General features: G+C 68.7%; 17 protein-coding genes. 14 read left to right on the top strand and 3 right to left on the bottom strand.

Translation table 11 applies throughout. The annotated features are described in order from the left end of the window. The first annotated feature begins 7 nt into the window (after nt 1–7). The 12 genes from ACWPOC_RS07375 to ACWPOC_RS07320 all read left to right on the top strand — a co-directional run bounded on the left by ACWPOC_RS07375 (nt 8) and on the right by ACWPOC_RS07320 (nt 13,263). Entirely contained in the window at nt 8–1,024 is a 1,017-nt protein-coding gene (locus tag ACWPOC_RS07375) for an ABC transporter permease (protein WP_016692089.1), read from the top strand. Beyond that, nucleotides 1,021–2,544 carry a sugar ABC transporter ATP-binding protein gene (locus ACWPOC_RS07370; RefSeq protein WP_006552853.1) on the top strand — a complete coding sequence of 508 codons (1,524 nt, stop codon included), beginning with the start codon at nt 1,021–1,023 and terminating at the stop codon, nt 2,542–2,544. The genes ACWPOC_RS07375 and ACWPOC_RS07370 overlap by 4 nt, the downstream gene beginning before the upstream one ends. 81 nt (nt 2,545–2,625) lie before the next feature. Beyond that, nucleotides 2,626–3,939 carry an NtaA/DmoA family FMN-dependent monooxygenase gene (locus ACWPOC_RS07365; RefSeq protein WP_085469544.1) on the top strand — a complete coding sequence of 438 codons (1,314 nt, stop codon included), beginning with the start codon at nt 2,626–2,628 and terminating at the stop codon, nt 3,937–3,939. Next, nucleotides 3,939–4,775: an alpha/beta fold hydrolase gene (locus ACWPOC_RS07360; protein WP_006552855.1), complete on the top strand. Its 837-nt coding sequence runs from the start codon at nt 3,939–3,941 to the stop codon at nt 4,773–4,775. The genes ACWPOC_RS07365 and ACWPOC_RS07360 overlap by 1 nt, the downstream gene beginning before the upstream one ends. Next, on the top strand, nt 4,757–5,647 hold the full coding sequence (locus tag ACWPOC_RS07355) for an LLM class flavin-dependent oxidoreductase (protein ID WP_229580226.1): 891 nt from the start codon (nt 4,757–4,759) through the stop codon (nt 5,645–5,647). The genes ACWPOC_RS07360 and ACWPOC_RS07355 overlap by 19 nt, the downstream gene beginning before the upstream one ends. Next, on the top strand, nt 5,644–6,912 hold the full coding sequence (locus ACWPOC_RS07350; protein ID WP_039958221.1) for an LLM class flavin-dependent oxidoreductase: 1,269 nt from the start codon (nt 5,644–5,646) through the stop codon (nt 6,910–6,912). The genes ACWPOC_RS07355 and ACWPOC_RS07350 overlap by 4 nt, the downstream gene beginning before the upstream one ends. A 174-nt stretch (nt 6,913–7,086) precedes the next feature. Continuing rightward, nucleotides 7,087–7,590 carry an NADPH-dependent FMN reductase gene (locus ACWPOC_RS07345; RefSeq protein WP_006552858.1) on the top strand — a complete coding sequence of 168 codons (504 nt, stop codon included), beginning with the start codon at nt 7,087–7,089 and terminating at the stop codon, nt 7,588–7,590. Beyond that, nucleotides 7,587–8,084 (top strand): flavin reductase family protein, encoded by a 498-nt coding sequence (locus ACWPOC_RS07340; protein WP_159418760.1) that lies wholly within the window; start codon nt 7,587–7,589, stop codon nt 8,082–8,084. The genes ACWPOC_RS07345 and ACWPOC_RS07340 overlap by 4 nt, the downstream gene beginning before the upstream one ends. Further along, the gene (locus ACWPOC_RS07335) at nt 8,081–9,301 is read left to right on the top strand and encodes a bifunctional 3,4-dihydroxy-2-butanone-4-phosphate synthase/GTP cyclohydrolase II (RefSeq protein ID WP_033098024.1); all 1,221 of its coding nucleotides are present in this window, start codon (nt 8,081–8,083) and stop codon (nt 9,299–9,301) included. The genes ACWPOC_RS07340 and ACWPOC_RS07335 overlap by 4 nt, the downstream gene beginning before the upstream one ends. 130 nt (nt 9,302–9,431) lie before the next feature. Then, entirely contained in the window at nt 9,432–10,490 is a 1,059-nt protein-coding gene (locus ACWPOC_RS07330; RefSeq protein WP_455408290.1) for a DNA polymerase IV, read from the top strand. A gap of 29 nt (nt 10,491–10,519) precedes the next feature. Continuing rightward, nucleotides 10,520–12,517 carry an ABC transporter ATP-binding protein gene (locus tag ACWPOC_RS07325; protein WP_455408289.1) on the top strand — a complete coding sequence of 666 codons (1,998 nt, stop codon included), beginning with the start codon at nt 10,520–10,522 and terminating at the stop codon, nt 12,515–12,517. After that, a complete protein-coding gene (locus tag ACWPOC_RS07320; protein WP_258260426.1) occupies nt 12,514–13,263 on the top strand; it encodes an energy-coupling factor transporter transmembrane component T family protein in 750 nt (249 codons plus the stop codon). The genes ACWPOC_RS07325 and ACWPOC_RS07320 overlap by 4 nt, the downstream gene beginning before the upstream one ends. A gap of 4 nt (nt 13,264–13,267) precedes the next feature. Here ACWPOC_RS07320 and ACWPOC_RS07315 read toward each other — a convergent pair whose 3' ends face one another. After that, nucleotides 13,268–13,927, bottom strand: coding sequence for a DedA family protein (locus ACWPOC_RS07315; RefSeq protein WP_447816467.1), 660 nt, complete (start codon nt 13,925–13,927; stop codon nt 13,268–13,270). 135 nt (nt 13,928–14,062) lie between these two features. Between ACWPOC_RS07315 and ACWPOC_RS07310 the strand changes: the two genes are divergently transcribed. Next, on the top strand, nt 14,063–14,569 hold the full coding sequence (locus ACWPOC_RS07310) for an NADPH-dependent FMN reductase (RefSeq protein ID WP_085469551.1): 507 nt from the start codon (nt 14,063–14,065) through the stop codon (nt 14,567–14,569). After that, the gene (locus ACWPOC_RS07305; protein WP_016692074.1) at nt 14,566–15,048 is read left to right on the top strand and encodes a flavin reductase family protein; all 483 of its coding nucleotides are present in this window, start codon (nt 14,566–14,568) and stop codon (nt 15,046–15,048) included. Before ACWPOC_RS07310 ends, ACWPOC_RS07305 begins: the two co-directional genes overlap by 4 nt. 66 nt (nt 15,049–15,114) lie before the next feature. Here ACWPOC_RS07305 and ACWPOC_RS07300 read toward each other — a convergent pair whose 3' ends face one another. Both ACWPOC_RS07300 and ACWPOC_RS07295 read right to left on the bottom strand, forming a co-directional pair. Further along, complete coding sequence (locus ACWPOC_RS07300; RefSeq protein WP_016692073.1) at nt 15,115–15,312, bottom strand: DUF4177 domain-containing protein; 198 nt, start codon at nt 15,310–15,312, stop codon at nt 15,115–15,117. 36 nt (nt 15,313–15,348) lie between these two features. Next, nucleotides 15,349–16,698, bottom strand: coding sequence for an LLM class flavin-dependent oxidoreductase (locus ACWPOC_RS07295; RefSeq protein ID WP_455408288.1), 1,350 nt, complete (start codon nt 16,696–16,698; stop codon nt 15,349–15,351). Nucleotides 16,699–16,934 lie beyond the last annotated feature (236 nt).

The following is a 16,934-nucleotide window of genomic DNA, read 5'->3' as shown; positions in this document are numbered from 1 at the left end:
AGATCCCATGACGACTTCCGCCACGACCCCCGACACGACGCTCACGGAGACGGTATCCCCCGTGACGAAGAGTTCCTCCCGCTTCGACGGGGCGTTCGAACGCTGGGCCCTCGTCGGCGCACTCGGACTGCTCGTCCTGCTGTGTGTCGCCACCCTCCCTCAGTTCCGCACGGCATCGTTGTTCACCACGATGCTCAACGCCCAGTCCCTGGTGCTCCTGCTCGCTCTGACCGCGACTATCGTGCTCCGACTCGGAGACTTCGACCTCTCCATCTCGCAGACGATGGTGGCGACAGCGGCGATCGTGGCCGTGATGACGAAGAACGGCTATCCGGCCTACGTCGCGATCCTCACCGCCCTGGCCCTCGGTGCGCTGGTCGGAGCCATCAATGCACTCATCGTGGTGCGGGTGGGTGTCGACTCGTTCGTCGCCACACTCGGCTCGTACACGGCGCTGGCAGGTTTCGCGTACCTGATCACCGACAGCCGGATCGTGGCCGGCGTCCCCGACGGTTTCGTGAACTTCTCCCGCTCGCAATTGCTCGGCCTGCCGATGATCACCTGGTACGCCTGGGTGCTCGTGGTGGTGCTCTGGTACGTCTACCAGCGCACGCCGCTCGGCCGGTACACGGTCTTCATCGGGGGCAACCGCGCCGCGGCACGGTTGGCCGGCATCTCCGTCGACCGCATCCGGACCTCGGCGTACATCGTGTCCGGCCTGATCGCGGCCTTCATCGGCATCTGCTTCGCCGGATACTTCGGAGCGGTCGACCCGAGCGTCGGCGCCCAGTACATGCTGCAGCCCTTTGCGGCGGCCTTCCTCGGCGCGACCGCGATCACCGTGGGCCGGTTCAACGCGTGGGGCACCGTCGCTGCCCTCTACCTGCTGACCGTCGGCATCACCGCACTCCAGTTGCTCGGCGCGCAGACCTGGGTGACCAACGTCTTCTACGGACTCGCGCTCATCGTGTCCGTCACTGCCGCCAAGCTGGTCGGCAAGCGCCGGGCAGGAGCCCGGACATGACGGCACTCAACGTGGTCGGCCTGCGCAAGTCCTACGGTGGCGCGGTCGCGCTCGACGGCCTGAACCTGCACGTCCGCCCCGGCGAGGTCCACGCTCTGCTCGGCCAGAACGGTTGCGGCAAGAGCACACTGGTGAAGTCGCTGACCGGGGTGGTGACACCGGACGAGGGTTCGGTCGAGGTGTTCGGCCGTACCCTGACCCTGCCGGTGGATGCTCCGCACGAACACGGCATCGCCGTCATCCACCAGGACATCGGGCTGGTCGACGACATGACCGTGCTCGAGAACCTGGGAGCGAACGCCAGGTACGGTGCCCGCCTGCTGGCCCCGGTGCGGGTCGGACGGGAGAAGGCCGTCTACCGGGAACTGATGAACCGGCTCGGATTCGACTTCCCGCTCGACGCCCAGGTGTCGACCCTCAGCCCCGCCGAGCGCGCCCTGCTCGCGGTGGTGCGGGCCATGCGCCTGATGGACGGCAACACCGACGAGCAGCTGTTCATCCTCGACGAGCCGACCGCCGCTCTGCCCCGTCCCGAGGCGTCCCGGCTGCTCGCGCTCATGCGGCGCGTCGCGGACACCGGTGCCGGCGTGATCTTCATCAGCCATCGGCTCGCCGAGGTCATGGAGGTGTGCGACCGCGCGACGGTGATGCGCGCCGGCCGCGACGTCGTCGAGGTCGCGATCGAGGACACGAGTCGCTCCGAACTCGTCGCCCACATGCTCGGGCGGCGCATGGACGACTTCTACCCGGCCCCTCCCGGCGTGGAGTTCGGCGCCCCGCGCCTGACGGTGCGGGGACTCACCGGCCGGCGCGTCACGGACGTCGATCTCACGGTCCGCGCCGGCGAGGTCGTCGGCGTCACCGGCCTTGCGGGCATGGGGCAGGAAGAACTGCCGATGCTCCTGGCCGGGGCCGAGAAGCCCACCGCCGGAACCGTCGTGGTGGACGGAACCGAACTGCGCGCGAGTGATCCGCGGCAGGCGATCGACCACGGGATGACCCTCGTCCCGGGGAACCGGCTGCGTGACGGATGCTGGGTGGAAGGCACCGCCGAGGAGAACGTGATCCTCCCCGTGGTGCACCGGCACCGGCGCTGGAAAGGGCTGGACATCAACGCGATGCGTGAGCGTGCCGCCCGGCTGATGACCGAGGTGAACGTCCACCCGAACCGTCCCGAACTGCCGATGTCCGCCTTCAGCGGCGGCAACCAGCAGAAGGTCGTGTTCGCGAAATGGCTGCAACTGGACCCCAAGGTCCTGCTCCTGGACGAACCGACCCAGGGTGTGGATCCCGGCTCGGCCAAGGACCTGCTCGCCGACGCGATGGCAGCAGCGACGAAGGGCGCTGCGGTGGTGGTGTTCTCCGGTGAACACGAACTCCTCGCGGCCGTGTGCCATCGGGTGCTGGTGCTCCACCACGGCCGCCTGATCGACGAACTGTCCGGTCCGCGATTGACCGAGCAGCAACTGCTCGAAGCCTGCGAGTCCCCGGCGGACGACGCGCTCCTGGCAACCCACTGACCTCGCCGTCGGATCCCGACGGCACCGACTCCGGGCCCCGCGACAGCGGGACCGCGTTCGACGAAGAGAAGGACCACGAACATGACTGCAGATCCGTTCCGTCTCGGCTGGTTCGGCAACCTCGCTGCCCCCGAATGGAAGTCGCCGTACAGCGGCATCGACGCCACCACCAACTACTTCAACGGTCGCTTCTACGTCGACATGGTTCGGAACCTCGAGCGGGCCGGCTTCGACTTCCTCATGATCGAGGACTCGCTCATGGTGAGCGACATCTACCGCGGCACCGCCGAGATCGAACTCAAGCATGCCCGCTACGCACCGAAGATGGACCCGGTCGTGGCAGCCTCGATGCTCGCCGCCGCCACCGAGCACATCGGCATCATCGCCACCGCCTCGACGACCTTCTACCACCCCTACCAGCTGGCGCGGCAGTTCGCGACGCTCAACAACCTCACCGGTGGCCGAGTGGGCTGGAACATCGTGACCTCCAGCGAGGACCTCGCCGCCCAGAACTACGGCCTCGACAAACTGCCGGAACACGATCTCCGGTACGAGATGGCCGAGGAGTTCGTCGACGTCGCGATGAAGCTGTGGGGATCGTGGGAGGACGGTGCCATCCTCGCCGACCCGGAGAGCGGCTACTACGCCGACTACAAGAAGGTCCATCCGATCCACCACGAAGGTCGCTTCTACAAGTCGCGCGGACCGCTGAACGTTCCTCCGGGACCGGGCGGGCGTCCGGTCTTCTGCCAAGCAGGCGGATCGCCGCGCGGACGCGACTTCGCCGCCAAGCACGCCGACATCATCCTCACCATCCCGCACGGCGTCGAGGGAGCGAAGGAATACCGCGCCGACATCCGTGCCCGAGCGGCCAAGTTCGGCCGCAATCCCGACGACATCAAGGTGTTCTCGGTGGTGTACCCGATCGTCGGTGAGACGGAACAGGAGGCCAAGGAGAAGAACGCCGCCTGGTACGCCCGCAAGGAACACAACTTCGAGGTCCAGATGGCGCACTTCGCGGCGACCATGGAGATCGACTTCTCCCAGTTCGACCCGGATCAGCCGATCCCGGACGACGTCTCGACCAACGGCCACCAGAGCCAGCTCGAGGTCTGGCGCAAGCAGCTCGGCGGCCGCACCATCCGCGAGGGCTTCAGCGGAATGCGCGTCCAGACCACCGAAATGGTCGGTACCCCGGATTCGATCGCCGCACAGATGGACGAGTTCATGCAGGAGGTCGGTGGCGACGGTTTCCTCATCTACGGACAGCCCATCAGCCGCCAGTCGATCGCCGAGATGACCGACGGTGTCGCTCCCGCGCTGCAGCGCCGCGGTCTGCTGCGCACCGACTACGCCCACTCCACGCTGCGCGAGAACCTCCGCTCGTTCAGCTGATGATGTATCGCATCTATGTCGACACGCCGTGCGGGCAGATTCACGCCCGCACGGCGGGGTCGGGCCCCGAGGTCGTGCTCCTGCTGCACCAGACGGCCTCGTCGTCGGAGATGTACGAGGCGTTCGCCGCGAAGTTCCTCGAGGCCGGTCACGGCGAGCGCTATACGCTGATCGCCCCGGACACTCCGGGCTTCGGGATGTCCTTCGCCCCACGTGAGCAGTACGCCCTGCAGTGGTGGGCCGACGACATGATCGCGCTGCTCGACTCCCTCGGTGTCCTGCACGCGCACCTGCTGGGGCATCACACCGGTGCCGCCATCGCAGCGACGATCGCAGCGTGTCACCCCGGCCGGACCGCGAGTCTGGCGATGGTCGGGGCGGTGGCCATGTCGCCGGAGGACCGTGCCCGGTGGCACGCCGGGGTCACGGCGATGACGCCGGCCGCCGACGGTGCACATCTGCTGACGGCCTGGGAACAGGTCGGAACGATCGATGCGGACCTCGCGTTCGCGCCGGACGTCGCGCTCCGGCATCGCGAGGTGGTGGACAAGCTCCGGGCCGGACTGCGTTGGCACGAAGCGTATCTCGCGGTTTTCTCCACCGATGTCGGTGCTCTGCTGGAGGCCGTCGCGGCCCCGGCGCTCCTGCTGTGTGGCACCTCCGACGTGCTCCATCCCTACGTCCCGGAAACGAGGCGGGCGATCCCACACGCACGGTACGTCCCCCTCGAGGGCGGCGGATACATCCTCGACCAGGATCCCGCCACGGTCCTCGAGCACTACATCGAATTCCTCACCGACGTCTCCGAGGAGGTCGAATGCCCACCAGCCCGATAGCCGTGTGGTTCCTCGAACCCGGCAACGCTGCGACGATGCTCCGCACCGTCCTCCACCTCGATCTCGCCGGTGCCGATGCGGTGGTCCTTCCCGACGAGGCGGACTGCCCGGAGGCGTTGTTGCTCGCCGCAGCGGCCTCACGGCGTGCGCCGCGGATCGGTCTCGTCGCGGAGATCTCACCGTGGAGCCGGCCGCCCTTCCTCACCGCCCGAGCCCTGGGCACGCTCGACGCCCTGACCCGCGGCCGCGCGGGATGGTTCGTCTCCGGTCGCGACACCGGCACCACCTGTTCCGACGACAGTGGACGCTGGTCGGCCGGCACCGCGACCGCAGCGGAACGGCAGGACGCGCTCGCCGACTATCTCGCCGCGACCGCCGCGCTCGGCAACTCGTGGGAGCCCGACGCTCTCGTCGCGGACGTGCCCTCCGGGAGATACGTCGATGCCGACTGCGTCCATGTCACGAACTATCACGGCCCCTACTTTTCCACCCGCGGTCCGCTGAACGCGCCCCGCCCACCACAGGGACGCGCGGTGCGCTTCGCCGAATATCGGCCGAACGCAGCAGAATCGGACGTCGCCGACGTTCTCGTCGTCGGATCCGAGGAGGACATTCCCGGAGCGCGGGCGAGCGCGGATCGCGTGCTGTTGAAAGTCGCGGGGGAGGCCACGGCCGCACCCCCGGTGACCTCGGCCGACGGCTACGCCTTCTGCGGCGTCACCGACGGCCGTCTGCTCGGGCAGGTGCTGCACGAGACGCTACCAGCGCTCGTGCCCGCTCCGAGGGGTGGTCTCCTCCGCGACCGATTCGGTCTGAGCGCATCCGATTTCGAGTTCGTCCCGTATCACGCCGAACAGGAGGTACCGGTATGAACGAGCCGATGACGCTCGGATGGTTCGTCAACTACATGCCCACCGGATGGAACCGGCCCTGGGCAGGACCGGATCCGCGGGCATGGACCGACGGCAGCTTCTACGTGGACATGGCCAAGGCCCTCGAGCGCAGTTGCATCGACTTCGTCATGCTCGAGGATTCGAGCGTCGTTCCGGAGAACTTCGGCGGTGACATGGTCGCGGAGTTCAAGGCCACCGTGAAGGCCCCCAAACACGATCCGCTTCCGCTCGCGGCGGCCATCTCCCAGGAGACCAGCCGCCTCGGCGTGGTGACCACCATGAGCACGAGCCTGTATCCACCGGATCGGCTGGCGCGGATGCAGGCGACGCTCGACGAACTGTCCGACGGCAGGAACGGGTGGAACATCGTCACCTCGTTCGAGGACCTCGCGGCGCGGAACGTCGGGCTGGAGAAGCTGTGGGAACACGACGAGCGCTACCTCCGCGCCGACGAGTACCTCCGCGTGACCTCCGAGATGTGGTCGAGTACCGACGGAATCGACTTCGACGGCCGCTACTACCGGGTGAACGGCCCGGCCGCCCCCATGAGTCGGCAGGAACGGCCGGTCCTGTGCCAGGCCGGCGGATCACCCGCGGGCATGGATTTCGCAGCCGAATGGGCCGACCTGATCGTCTCCGTCCCGGTGGGCATCGACGCCATGAAGAAGTACCGGGACGGCATCCGGGAACGGATCGAACGCAGCGGCGGCGATCCGGACCGATGCCGGGTGCTCTACATGGTCACACCGATCCTGGGGGAGACCGACGCCGAAGCAGCTGCGAAACGCGACCGCATGTACTCGCCGGAGTCGGACAACTTCCTGCGCCGGATCGTCCAGCTGTCCAACATCTCCGAGATCGACTTCTCGACCTACGATCTCGATGCACCGATTCCCTCTGACGCCACCACCAACGGGGCGCAGAGCATCCTCGACACGATGAAGCGGCTGACCGAGGGATCCTCGCTCCGGCAGGTCCTCGAAAGCACCGGCGAATCCACCTCCCTCGACCTGGTCGGAACGCCGGCGACGGTCGCGGACCGCATGGAGGAAGCGATGGAGATCGTCGGCGGCGACGGTTTCCTGCTCTTCCACGGTGGCGGAGGCCTCATCACCCGGCGTTACCTCGACGAGGTGCTCGACGGTCTGGTCCCCGAACTCCAGCGCCGCGGACTCGCCCGCAACGAATACGCGGAGGGCACGTTCCGGGAGCGCCTCGCCCGGTCGGTCCCCACCGGCGGATAGATCGAGTTTTCCGCGGTATCACCGCCGCGTCGCACAGTTTCCGCAGGTGAACGGTCTGCGGGGGCGATGTGCAACGGCGCAATATGTACGCCACATTCCGGTCGCACTCCCGACACAGACGTCGGGTCGAATATCCGGTGACGGGCGGAAAGCCTCGCCCGAAAGGAGATCCACATGAAGGTCACTGTCGTTGCCGGTAACCCGAAGCCCGGCTCCCGTACGCTCGACGCCGCCACCGTGCTGGCCACCGCGCTCACCGGGGAGGCCCCCGATCACGTGGTCGACGTCGTCACCCTCGGCCCGGGCCTGCTCGGCTGGGGCGACGACGCGGTGAAGGAGGCGGTCGAGACCGTCGCCTCCTCCGACCTCGTGGTCTTCGCCAGCCCGACCTTCAAGGCCACCTACACCGGCATCCTGAAGCTGTTCCTCGACCAGTTCGCCACCGGCGTCGGACTACGCGACGTCACGGCGGTGCCGCTCATGCTCGGCGCCGGACCGGCCCATGCGATGGCGCCCGACCTGCTGCTCAAGCCCGTGCTCGTCGAGCTCGGCGCCACCTGCCCCGCCGCGGGGCTGTACCTGATCGATTCCACCTACACCACCGACACCCGGATCGCCGAGTATGCCGAGCGCTGGGCGCCGGTGCTGCGATCCACCATCCGGACGGAGGCACGATGACCACCCTCGCCCTCGACGGCGCCACCCTGCGCCGCGCGTTCGCCCACGTCCCCTCGGGTGTCGTCGCGATCTGCGCCGACACCGGCAGTGAGCGGATCGGCATGGCCGCAAGCACTTTCGTTCCCGTCTCCCTCGACCCGCCGCTGGTGGCGTTCTGCGTGCAGAACAGTTCGACCACCTGGCCGAAGCTCGAAGCGCAGCCGCGCCTGGGCATCAGCGTCCTGTCGTCCGAACACGACATCGCGGCCCGGGTGCTCGCAGCTAAGAACGGCGACCGGTTCGGGGGCATCGAGACCGAGACCCGTGACAGCGGAGCGTTGTTCATCGACGGCTGCGGTGTGCGGATGGACGTGTCGATCGAACAGCAGGTGCCGGCCGGCGATCACGCGATCGTCGTGCTGCGCGTGCACGAACTGTTCTGCGACGAAGCCGATCACGCGACGGAACCGATCGTCTTCCACCGCAGCTCGTTCCGGCGTCTGGTGGCGTCGTGAGCCGCATCGAGGCGGCGCTCGAGGCGTTGCGGGCGGGCAAGCCGGTCCTCGTCTCGGACGCCGCGGACCGGGAGAACGAGGGCGACGTCATCCTCTCCGCGCAGCACGCGACCCCGGAATGGATCGCGTGGACCGTCCGACACACCTCGGGTCTGCTGTGCGCCCCGATGACCGGTGCCCGCGCCGACGCCCTGGACCTGCCGGCAATGGTCGCCGACAACCAGGATCCGAAGCAGACCGCCTACACCGTCACGGTCGACGCCGCGCGAGGCGTCACCACCGGCATCAGTGCCGCGGATCGTGCTACGACCCTGCGTGTGCTCGCCGATCCGACGGCCACCTCGCGCGATCTGATCCGCCCCGGCCACATTCTGCCGTTGCGGGCCCGCCCCGGTGGAGTGCTCGAGCGTCCCGGTCACACCGAAGCCGCCGTCGACCTGTGTGCACTCGCGGGTCTGCCGCAGGTCGGTGTGATCGCCGAGCTCGTCTCCGACGACGGATCGATGATGCGCATGCCGGAGATCGAAGCGCTGGGAGCGCAGTACGACCTGCCCGTGCTCACGATCGAGGAGTTGATCCGCTACCGCGCGGCGCATCCGTTTCCGTCACCGGTGGTGCCGTCCGGACGGGTCGTGAGGGCCGACGAGGCATCGATGCCGACCCGCTTCGGAACCTTCCGTGCCGTCGGCTATCTCGACCGCCACACCGGCGCCGATCACATGGCGCTCATCGCCGGACCGTTGGGTGACGCCCCGCTGGTCCGGGTGCATTCGGAGTGTCTGACGGGCGAGTCGTTCGCGTCGCAGCGCTGCGAGTGCGGCCCCCAGCTGGATACCGCGCTGGAACGGATCGCTCAGGAAGGCGGCGTCCTCGTCTATCTGCGCGGACACGAAGGCCGGGGGATCGGCCTGCTCAAGAAGCTCGCGGCCTACCGACTGCAGGACGGCGGCTTCGACACGGTCGCAGCCAACCTCGAACTCGACGAACCGGCCGACGGACGCGAATACGGCGGCGCCGCGGCGATACTCCACGATCTCGGCATCGGCTCGGTGCGACTGCTCACCAACAACCCCGCCAAGATCGCCGGACTCGAGGACAACGGCATCGTCGTCGCAGGGCGGGAACCGCTGCACGTCGGCGTCGCACCGGCGAACGTGCGGTATCTCGAAACGAAGCGGCGACGGATGGGGCACATGCTGCCCGCGGCGCAGAACTGAATCGGATCCTCGCTGCACGAACCGAGGTTCGCCCCTGCTGCAGCAGGGGCAAACCTCGTTTCGGCGAGCGAACCCGGACACTGTCGGAATTCTCGAACGCACACTTACCGCGCGTCCTACGGTTGTCGGCATGGGCACGCCCGGCATCGACCAGTGGGTCCTCCACGTCGACCTCGACCAGTTCATCGCCGCGGTCGAGGTGCTGCGCAATCCGGAGTTGGCGGGCCATCCGGTGGTGGTCGGCGGTCGCGGTGATCCCACCGAGCGCGGCGTGGTCTCCACCGCGTCGTACGAGGCGCGCGAGCACGGGGTGGGGTCAGGGATGCCGCTGCGGGTCGCCGCACGCAAGATCCCCGACGCGGTCTTCCTCCCTGTCGACGCCGATACCTACAACGAGGTGTCGCAGGTCGTGATGGACACCCTTCGCGGCTTCGGCACGGTCGTCGACGTGCTCGGCTGGGACGAGGCGTTCATGGGTGTGCAGACCGACGATCCGGAGGCGTTCGCGCGCGCGGTGCAGGCCGCCGTGCTCGACGCGACCGGGCTGCACTGTTCCGTCGGGATCGGCGACAACGTCCTGCGCGCGAAGATCGCGACGGGATTCGGGAAGCCACGCGGGATCTTCCGGTTGATGCGCGACAACTGGTTCGAGGTGATGGGGGAGCGCTCACCCGATTCGCTGTGGGGCATCGGTTCGCGCACGGTGAAGAAACTCGACGCCATGGGCATCCGCACGGTCCGCGAGCTGGCGCGTGCCCCGGTCGACGAGATGGCAGCGCGGTTCGGACCCAAGATCGGTCCGTGGCTCGTCGGCCTCGGCGCCGGTGCGGGCTCGACGGAGGTGTCGGCGGAACCGTGGGTGGCGCGGTCGCGCAGCCGGGAGACGACCTTCCAACACAACGTCGGCGACTGGAACGCGATCACCGAGTGCGTACGCGACCTCGCGGCGCGGGCCGTCGACGACGTCCGCGGGGAGGGACGGGAGGGAGTGCGGGTCGCGCTGAAGATCCGCTACGCGCCGTTCGTCACCCACACCGCGAGCGTCGCTCTTCCGTCGCCCACCACGGACCTCGCGACCGTCACGGATGCGGCCGTCGGACTGCTCGACCGCTTCGATCACGAGCGGGAGGTGCGGCTCGTCGGAGTGCGGGTGGAGATGACGCCACCGGAGAACGTGCGGTCGCCCTAGCGGCTGGCAGACTGGGCCCGGTGCGATCGGTGACCAGGACACGGGGACCTCTACGACCACCGGAGGCCGCCGCAGCGGCAGTCTTCGGGACGTTGACGGCTGTGCTGTCGGTCGTCGCGGGACTGATACCCGTCGGTGTCGCCCAAGTGCTGGTCGCGCTGCCCGTCGCCTTCCTCGCCGCGACCGGCCGCCTGCGCGCGATCGTCGCCGCGACGGTCGCCGCCGGGGTGGTTGCGCTCGTGGCCGGTGGGCCGTTCGCCGTCGCCGCGGTCGTCGTCCTCTCCGGTATCGGAACGCTCGTCGGGTTCGCGCACCGCCGGTGGGGTCACGCCGCGGTGCTCGCGGTGCTGGCCGGATCCGTCCCGGCCGGGTTGCTGCTCGCGGCCGCCGCATGCGGTCTGCTGCTGCTGTTCGACCGGACCAGGGTGCTGCTGCTCGAGGCCCTCGAAGCATCCATGCGCGGCACGATCCGGGCGTTCGAGGCAGCGGGTGCGGGCCAGCAGTTCGTCGACACCTGGGACCGGACCCTCGAGATCATGGTGCGGCTGTGGTGGGTGTGGATCGGTGGCGCAGTGCTCATCGGGACCGTGGGCACCGCACTGCTGTGCTTCGGGATCTTCCGGGTGGTCGCCCTGCGCAGTACGTGGGCGACCCGATCGGTCGACTGGCCCGAGCAGGACCCCACGGCCGACCCGGCTCCGCTGCCCGTCGCACTGCGTCTGGCCGGCTACCGGTATCCGGGAACCGACCGCGACGCCCTGTCGGACATCGACCTCACGATCGACCCGGGGGAGTTCGTCGCGATCGTCGGCGGCAACGGCTCGGGCAAGTCGACACTCGTGCGGCTGCTCGCGGGACTGGAGCCGACCGTCGGCCTGGTCGACCGTCCCGGGCCCGTCGGGCCGGGACGCCCCGGTGGCACCGCGATGATCCTGCAGCATCCCGAGAGTCAGGTGCTCGGTCGCACGGTCGCCGAGGACCTGCGGTGGGGGATCGACGACGTCGACGTCGAGGATCTGCTCGCCCGCGTCGGCCTGGTCGGGATGGAGGATCGCGCCACGGAGGATCTGTCCGGCGGGCAACTGCAGCGACTGGCACTGGCGGGCGCTCTTGCCCGGCGACCCGCACTGCTCATCGCCGACGAGATCACCGCGATGGTCGACGCGGACAGTCGCGCGGACCTGATCCGCCTGCTCGCGGACGTCGCGCACGACGGCACCGCGGTCGTGCTCGTCACCCACCTCGACGACGAAGCCCGCGCCGCAGACCGCGTCGTGCACATCGCCGACGGCCGGATCGTCCCGCGGGTTGCGCCGCAGCCACTGCCGTCGCCGGTCCCGGCGACCGCCCCGTCCTTCCCGCAGCCGGTTCTCGAACTACGCGACGTCACGCACGTCTACGCGGCCGGCACGCCCTGGGCGCACACCGCCCTGCGCGAGGTGTCGCTGACGATCTGCCGCGGCGAAGGAATGCTCGTCGTCGGGGAGAACGGTTCGGGCAAGTCGACGCTCGCGTGGATCGTCGCCGGACTGATGCGCCCCACCCACGGAACGGCCGTCCTGCACGACACCCCGACCGCCGACCTGCACGGGGAAGTGGGCATGGTCTTCCAGCAGGCCCGGCTCCAGTTGCAACGACCGACCGTCGCGCAGGAGATCTCCGAGGTGGCCGGACTCCCGCACACCGACCGCGGTTACGTCGCCGCCGTCCTGCACCGGGTGGGTCTGCGTCCCGAACTGATCGACCGCCCGATCGACCGGCTCAGCGGAGGAGAGATGCGGCGGGTCGCGATCGCCGCCCAGCTCGCTCGCACCCCGCGGGTCCTCGTGCTCGACGAACCGCTGGCCGGGCTGGACGTGCAGGGCCGCCGCGAGGTCGTCTCGATCCTCGCCCACCTGCGCGCGGTCGAGCACGTCACCATCGTCGTCATCTCCCACGACCTGCACGGCATGGAAGAGGTGTGCTCGCGCACCGTGGTTCTCGAGGACGGACGCATCGTGGAGCAGACGGGAGCGGTGATCACATGAGTCGCACACGTACGCGGCAGCGCCGCCCCGTCATCCTGCTGCGACCTGTGCCGCGGGAGACACCCCTGCACCGGGTGTGGGCGGGTACGAAGGTGTTGTCGGCAGCGGCACTGTCGGTGGCGGTGAGTTTGGCGCCGAGCTGGATCGGGCTCGGCATCCTGCTCGCCGTGCTGGGCGTGGGCGTGCTCGTCGCGCGCATCCCCCGCGGGGTGGTCCCGACGATTCCGTGGTGGGTGTTCGCGGTCCTTGCCGTCGGCCTGGTACTCAACGCCGCGGGTGGCGGACTCACCGCCTACCTCCGGACGATTCTGCTCGGCGTGGGCCTGCTCGTCCTTGCGTCGCTGGTCGGGTGGACGACGCGGCTGTCCGATCTCGTCGACGCCCTGCCGGTCCTGTTCGCCCCGCTGCGGTTGGTGCGGCTGCCCGTCGACGAATGGGTGACGGTGTGCGCGCTGGCGCTGCGCATGCTGCCGACCGTGCGTGCCGAGATGCGCGTGCTGTTCGCCGCCCGCAAGGTGCGCGGCCGGCCCGGCTTCCGCAATCCGGCGGGATGGTGGCACGAGGTGATCGACGCCGTCGGCGCGGTGGTGTCGGTGTCGATGCGGCAGGTCCGCGATCTCGGCGATGCACTGTCGGTGCGGGGACCACGATCGGCGACCCGCCCGCCACTGCGACTGCGGCTCGGAGACGTCGTCACCGTCCTGGTCGTCGCGGGCGCGTGCGCGGCGATCACCGTGTGGGGCTGAGCCGTCAGTCGCGGCTCTCCGAAGCACTGTCCTTCGACCGCGAGCGGATCCGCTTCACGAGCGCGTAACCGATCACCGCGACGACGACGGCGATCACGACGTACTGCAGCACCGAGGCATACGGTTCCACGGCGCTCCAGTTCTCGCCGAGCTGGTAACCGGCCAGCACGAAGATCGAGTTCCAGATCAGACTGCCCGCGGTGGTGAAGGCCAGGAACTGCCAGATCGGCATCTGTGTGACACCGGCGGGGATGGAGATGAGACTGCGGAAGACGGGCACCATCCGACCGAAGAAGACGGCCTTGCGTCCGTGCCGCTCGAACCACGCGGTCGAACGATCGAGGTCCTCGACGTCGACGAGCGGCAACTTCCGCACGACCTTACGGATCCGGTCCTCACCCACCCAGCGGCCGATCGAATACAGACCGAGAGCGCCGACCACCGAACCGAGGGTCGTCCAGAACAGCGCACCGAACAGGGTGAAGCTGCCCAGGCTCGCCGCGAACCCGGCGAGCGGCAGGATGACCTCGCTGGGCAGCGGAGGAAAGAAGTTCTCGAGAGCGATCGCGATCCCGGCACCGACACCGCCGAGGCGGTCCATCAGGTCGAGCGCCCAACCCGCGAGACCGTCGGTGGGGGCTGACTGTGATTCCGCGACACTCATCCACCCGACCCTACCGAGGGGGCGTCGAGGTTTCCGCTCGTCCGGATCGAAACGGTTCCGGTCCGTGTGACCGGGGAGAAGGATGGCGGTGTACTTCGCTCTCCGCCGGAGGGCCGATCCGGAAGGTAAACTCCAGTGACGATCGTTGTCGTCGCGGGCAACCCGAAGCCCGCATCTCGAACCCTCGACGCCGGAGCCCGCCTCGCCACGGCTCTCACCGGGCGAGAGCCCGATCACGTTGTGGACGTGATCACACTCGGCGCGGGGCTGCTCGGCTGGGGCGACGAGAAGGTCGCCGCCGCTGTCGAGACCGTCGCGGCCGCCGATCTCGTGGTGTTCGCGAGCCCCACCTTCAAGGCCACCTACACGGGCGTCCTCAAGTTGTTCCTCGACCAGTTCGCCACCGGTGACGGACTGCGCGACGTCGTCGCCGTGCCGCTCATGCTCGGTGCCGGGCCCGCTCACGCACTCGCGCCCGACCTGCTGCTCAAGCCCGTCCTGGTGGAACTGGGCGCCACGACCCCGGCGCCCGGCCTGTATCTTCACGATTCGACCTACACAACCGATACCCGTATCGCGGACTACGCCGAACGCTGGTCGCCGGTGCTGTCCGCCGCACTCCGAAACGAGGCTGCCTCATGACCACTCTCGACGGACCGTCTCTGCGTCAGGCATTCGCGCACGTCCCCTCGGGCGTCGTCGCGATCTGCGCGGAGGTGGACGGGGAGCGGATCGGGATGGCGGCGAGCACCTTCGTGCCGGTGTCCCTCGACCCGCCGCTCGTCTCGTTCTGCGTGCAGAACACCTCGACCACGTGGCCGCGACTGTCGTCGCTCCCGCACCTGGGCATCAGCGTGCTCAGCGAGGAGCACGACGGTGCCGCGCGGGTGCTCGCCGCGAAGAACGGCGACCGCTTCGCCGGTATCGACATCGAGAGCCGCGAGGGCGGTGCCCTGTTCGTGTCCGGCACGAGCGTGCGCATGGACGTGACGGTGGAGCAGGAGGTCCCGGCGGGCGATCACGCCATCGTCGTGCTGCGCATCAACGAACTGCTCACCGACGCCGACGTCGAACCCATCGTGTTCCACCGCAGTTCGTTCCGCCGCCTGCTCGCCTCCTGACCCGCAGAGGACCGATTTCGGTGGTTCCACCCCCGCTCAGCGGGGCCGGAACCACCGAAATCGTGTTCACTCCTCGCGTTCGAACGTCACGAGTATTCCCTCGACGCCGCCGGGACCGACCCGTCCCTTGATGTCGGCCGAGGTGATGGCCTTCAGACGCCACCCCTGGCGGGCGTGGTCGTTGAGGATCTTCTCGAGTTTGTCGCCGGACATCTTGCCACCGAACATGCCTTCGCGGATCTCGACCACCTTGTACGAGTACATGGCTCCACAGTACGACCGAGCGGCGAAACTGCTCCGCTATGAGGCGGGGACCTGCGAGAACAGTCCGGCCGGCCGCGACAGTCCGTAGTGGTCGCGGAGTGTGGTGCCCTCGTACTCGGTGCGGAACACTCCACGACGCTGCAGGATCGGCACGACCTCGTCGACGAAGACCTCGAACGAGCCGGGCAGGTAGGGCGGCGTGATGTTGAAACCGTCCGCGGCGCCTACCTCGAACCATGCGACGATGCGATCGGCGACGTGTTCCGGTGTGCCGACGACCGTGCCGTGACCGCGGGCCCCGGCCAGCCGGTGCAGCAACTCGCGCAGCGTCAGACCCGGCTCGCGCTCGACGAGGTCGAAGATGATGCGTGATCGGCTCTGCGCTCCCTGCACGTCCTCGGGGCGGGGCAGAGCGTGCAGTGGCACCGGTCCGTCCAGCGGGAAGCCCGACAGGTCGACGTCGTCGAACCGCGCCGACAGGTGCGCCAGTCCGACCTCGGGGATCGACAGGTCGGCGAGATCCTGTTCGATGCGCCGCGCCTCGGCCTCGGTGGACGCCACGATCGGGGAGAGGCCGGGCAGGATCTTCACAGCCTCGGGATCGCGTCCGAACTCGGCGGCCTGCCGCTTGACGTCGCGGTAGAACACGCGCGCATCGTCGAGGTCGACCTGCGCAGTGAAGATCGCCTCGGCGTAACGCGCGGCGAACGCGCGACCGTCGGCGGACGATCCGGCCTGGACGAGCACGGGTCGGCCTTGTGGGGAGCGTGCCGCGTCGAGCGGTCCGCGCACCCGGAAGTGCGTGCCCGCGTGGTCGATCCGGTGCACCCTGCTCGCATCGGCGTAGACGCCGGCGTCGCGGTCGAGCACGACCGCGTCGTCCTCCCAGCTGTCCCACAATGCCGTTGCGACGTCGAGGAATTCGGCGGCGCGGGTGTAGCGGTCGGAGTGGCCGGGTCGTCCGTCGACACCGAAGTTGTACGCGGCGGCGGACGACCAGGACGTCACGATGTTCCAGCCCGCACGTCCACGGCTGATGTGGTCGAGCGAAGCGAACTGGCGCGCAAGGTTGTACGGCTCGGTATAGGTCGTCGAGACCGTGCCGATGAGCCCGATCCGCTCGGTCACCAGTGCCAACGCGGACAGCAGGGTGAGCGGTTCGAAGCTGCTCTGGGCCACACGGTCGTAGTGACGACCCACGGCCGGGACGTCCGCGAAGAAGATCGAGTCGAACTTCCCGCGTTCGGCCGTCTGCGCGATCTCGCGGAAGTAGTGCACGTCGTCGACCCGTTCCGGTGCGGTACCGGGCAGACGCCAGGACGCCTCGTGGTGGCCGGCGCCGGTGATGAACACGTTGAGATGGAGCTGAGAGGGCAAGGCGGACACCTTCCGAAGTCCCGACAGAGATCCTTGCCAGTGCAGTCCATTTCCGACGCGGAGCGAACCGTTGTGATCACGGTGATTCCTGCTGCGTCCTCCGCGGCGGCCGATTGCGATCACCTCGATCACAAGGGTGGTTCGTCCGTGCGGGCACTCCCTACTGTCGGCGGCCATGACGAGCAATCACATGCTTCGACGCCGGACCGGGGTGAGCTGATCGTGGCGACCATCCTCGACAGGAC

Source organism: Rhodococcus sp. 5G237, from assembly GCF_053764735.1.
Note: the sequence above shows the minus strand (reverse complement) of the source record. Positions and strands in the feature narration are given on the sequence as shown.

Bases quoted from the DNA above. Each gene is read 5' to 3' on its own strand.
- ACWPOC_RS07375 (WP_016692089.1), top strand. From the start codon at position 8: ATGACGACTTCCGCCACGACCCCCGACACGACGCTCACGGAGACGGTA.
- ACWPOC_RS07370 (WP_006552853.1), top strand. From the start codon at position 1,021: ATGACGGCACTCAACGTGGTCGGCCTGCGCAAGTCCTACGGTGGCGCG.
- ACWPOC_RS07365 (WP_085469544.1), top strand. From the start codon at position 2,626: ATGACTGCAGATCCGTTCCGTCTCGGCTGGTTCGGCAACCTCGCTGCC.
- ACWPOC_RS07360 (WP_006552855.1), top strand. From the start codon at position 3,939: ATGATGTATCGCATCTATGTCGACACGCCGTGCGGGCAGATTCACGCC.
- ACWPOC_RS07355 (WP_229580226.1), top strand. From the start codon at position 4,757: ATGCCCACCAGCCCGATAGCCGTGTGGTTCCTCGAACCCGGCAACGCT.
- ACWPOC_RS07350 (WP_039958221.1), top strand. From the start codon at position 5,644: ATGAACGAGCCGATGACGCTCGGATGGTTCGTCAACTACATGCCCACC.
- ACWPOC_RS07345 (WP_006552858.1), top strand. From the start codon at position 7,087: ATGAAGGTCACTGTCGTTGCCGGTAACCCGAAGCCCGGCTCCCGTACG.
- ACWPOC_RS07340 (WP_159418760.1), top strand. From the start codon at position 7,587: ATGACCACCCTCGCCCTCGACGGCGCCACCCTGCGCCGCGCGTTCGCC.
- ACWPOC_RS07330 (WP_455408290.1), top strand. From the start codon at position 9,432: ATGGGCACGCCCGGCATCGACCAGTGGGTCCTCCACGTCGACCTCGAC.
- ACWPOC_RS07320 (WP_258260426.1), top strand. From the start codon at position 12,514: ATGAGTCGCACACGTACGCGGCAGCGCCGCCCCGTCATCCTGCTGCGA.
- ACWPOC_RS07315 (WP_447816467.1), bottom strand. From the start codon at position 13,927: ATGAGTGTCGCGGAATCACAGTCAGCCCCCACCGACGGTCTCGCGGGT.
- ACWPOC_RS07305 (WP_016692074.1), top strand. From the start codon at position 14,566: ATGACCACTCTCGACGGACCGTCTCTGCGTCAGGCATTCGCGCACGTC.
- ACWPOC_RS07300 (WP_016692073.1), bottom strand. From the start codon at position 15,312: ATGTACTCGTACAAGGTGGTCGAGATCCGCGAAGGCATGTTCGGTGGC.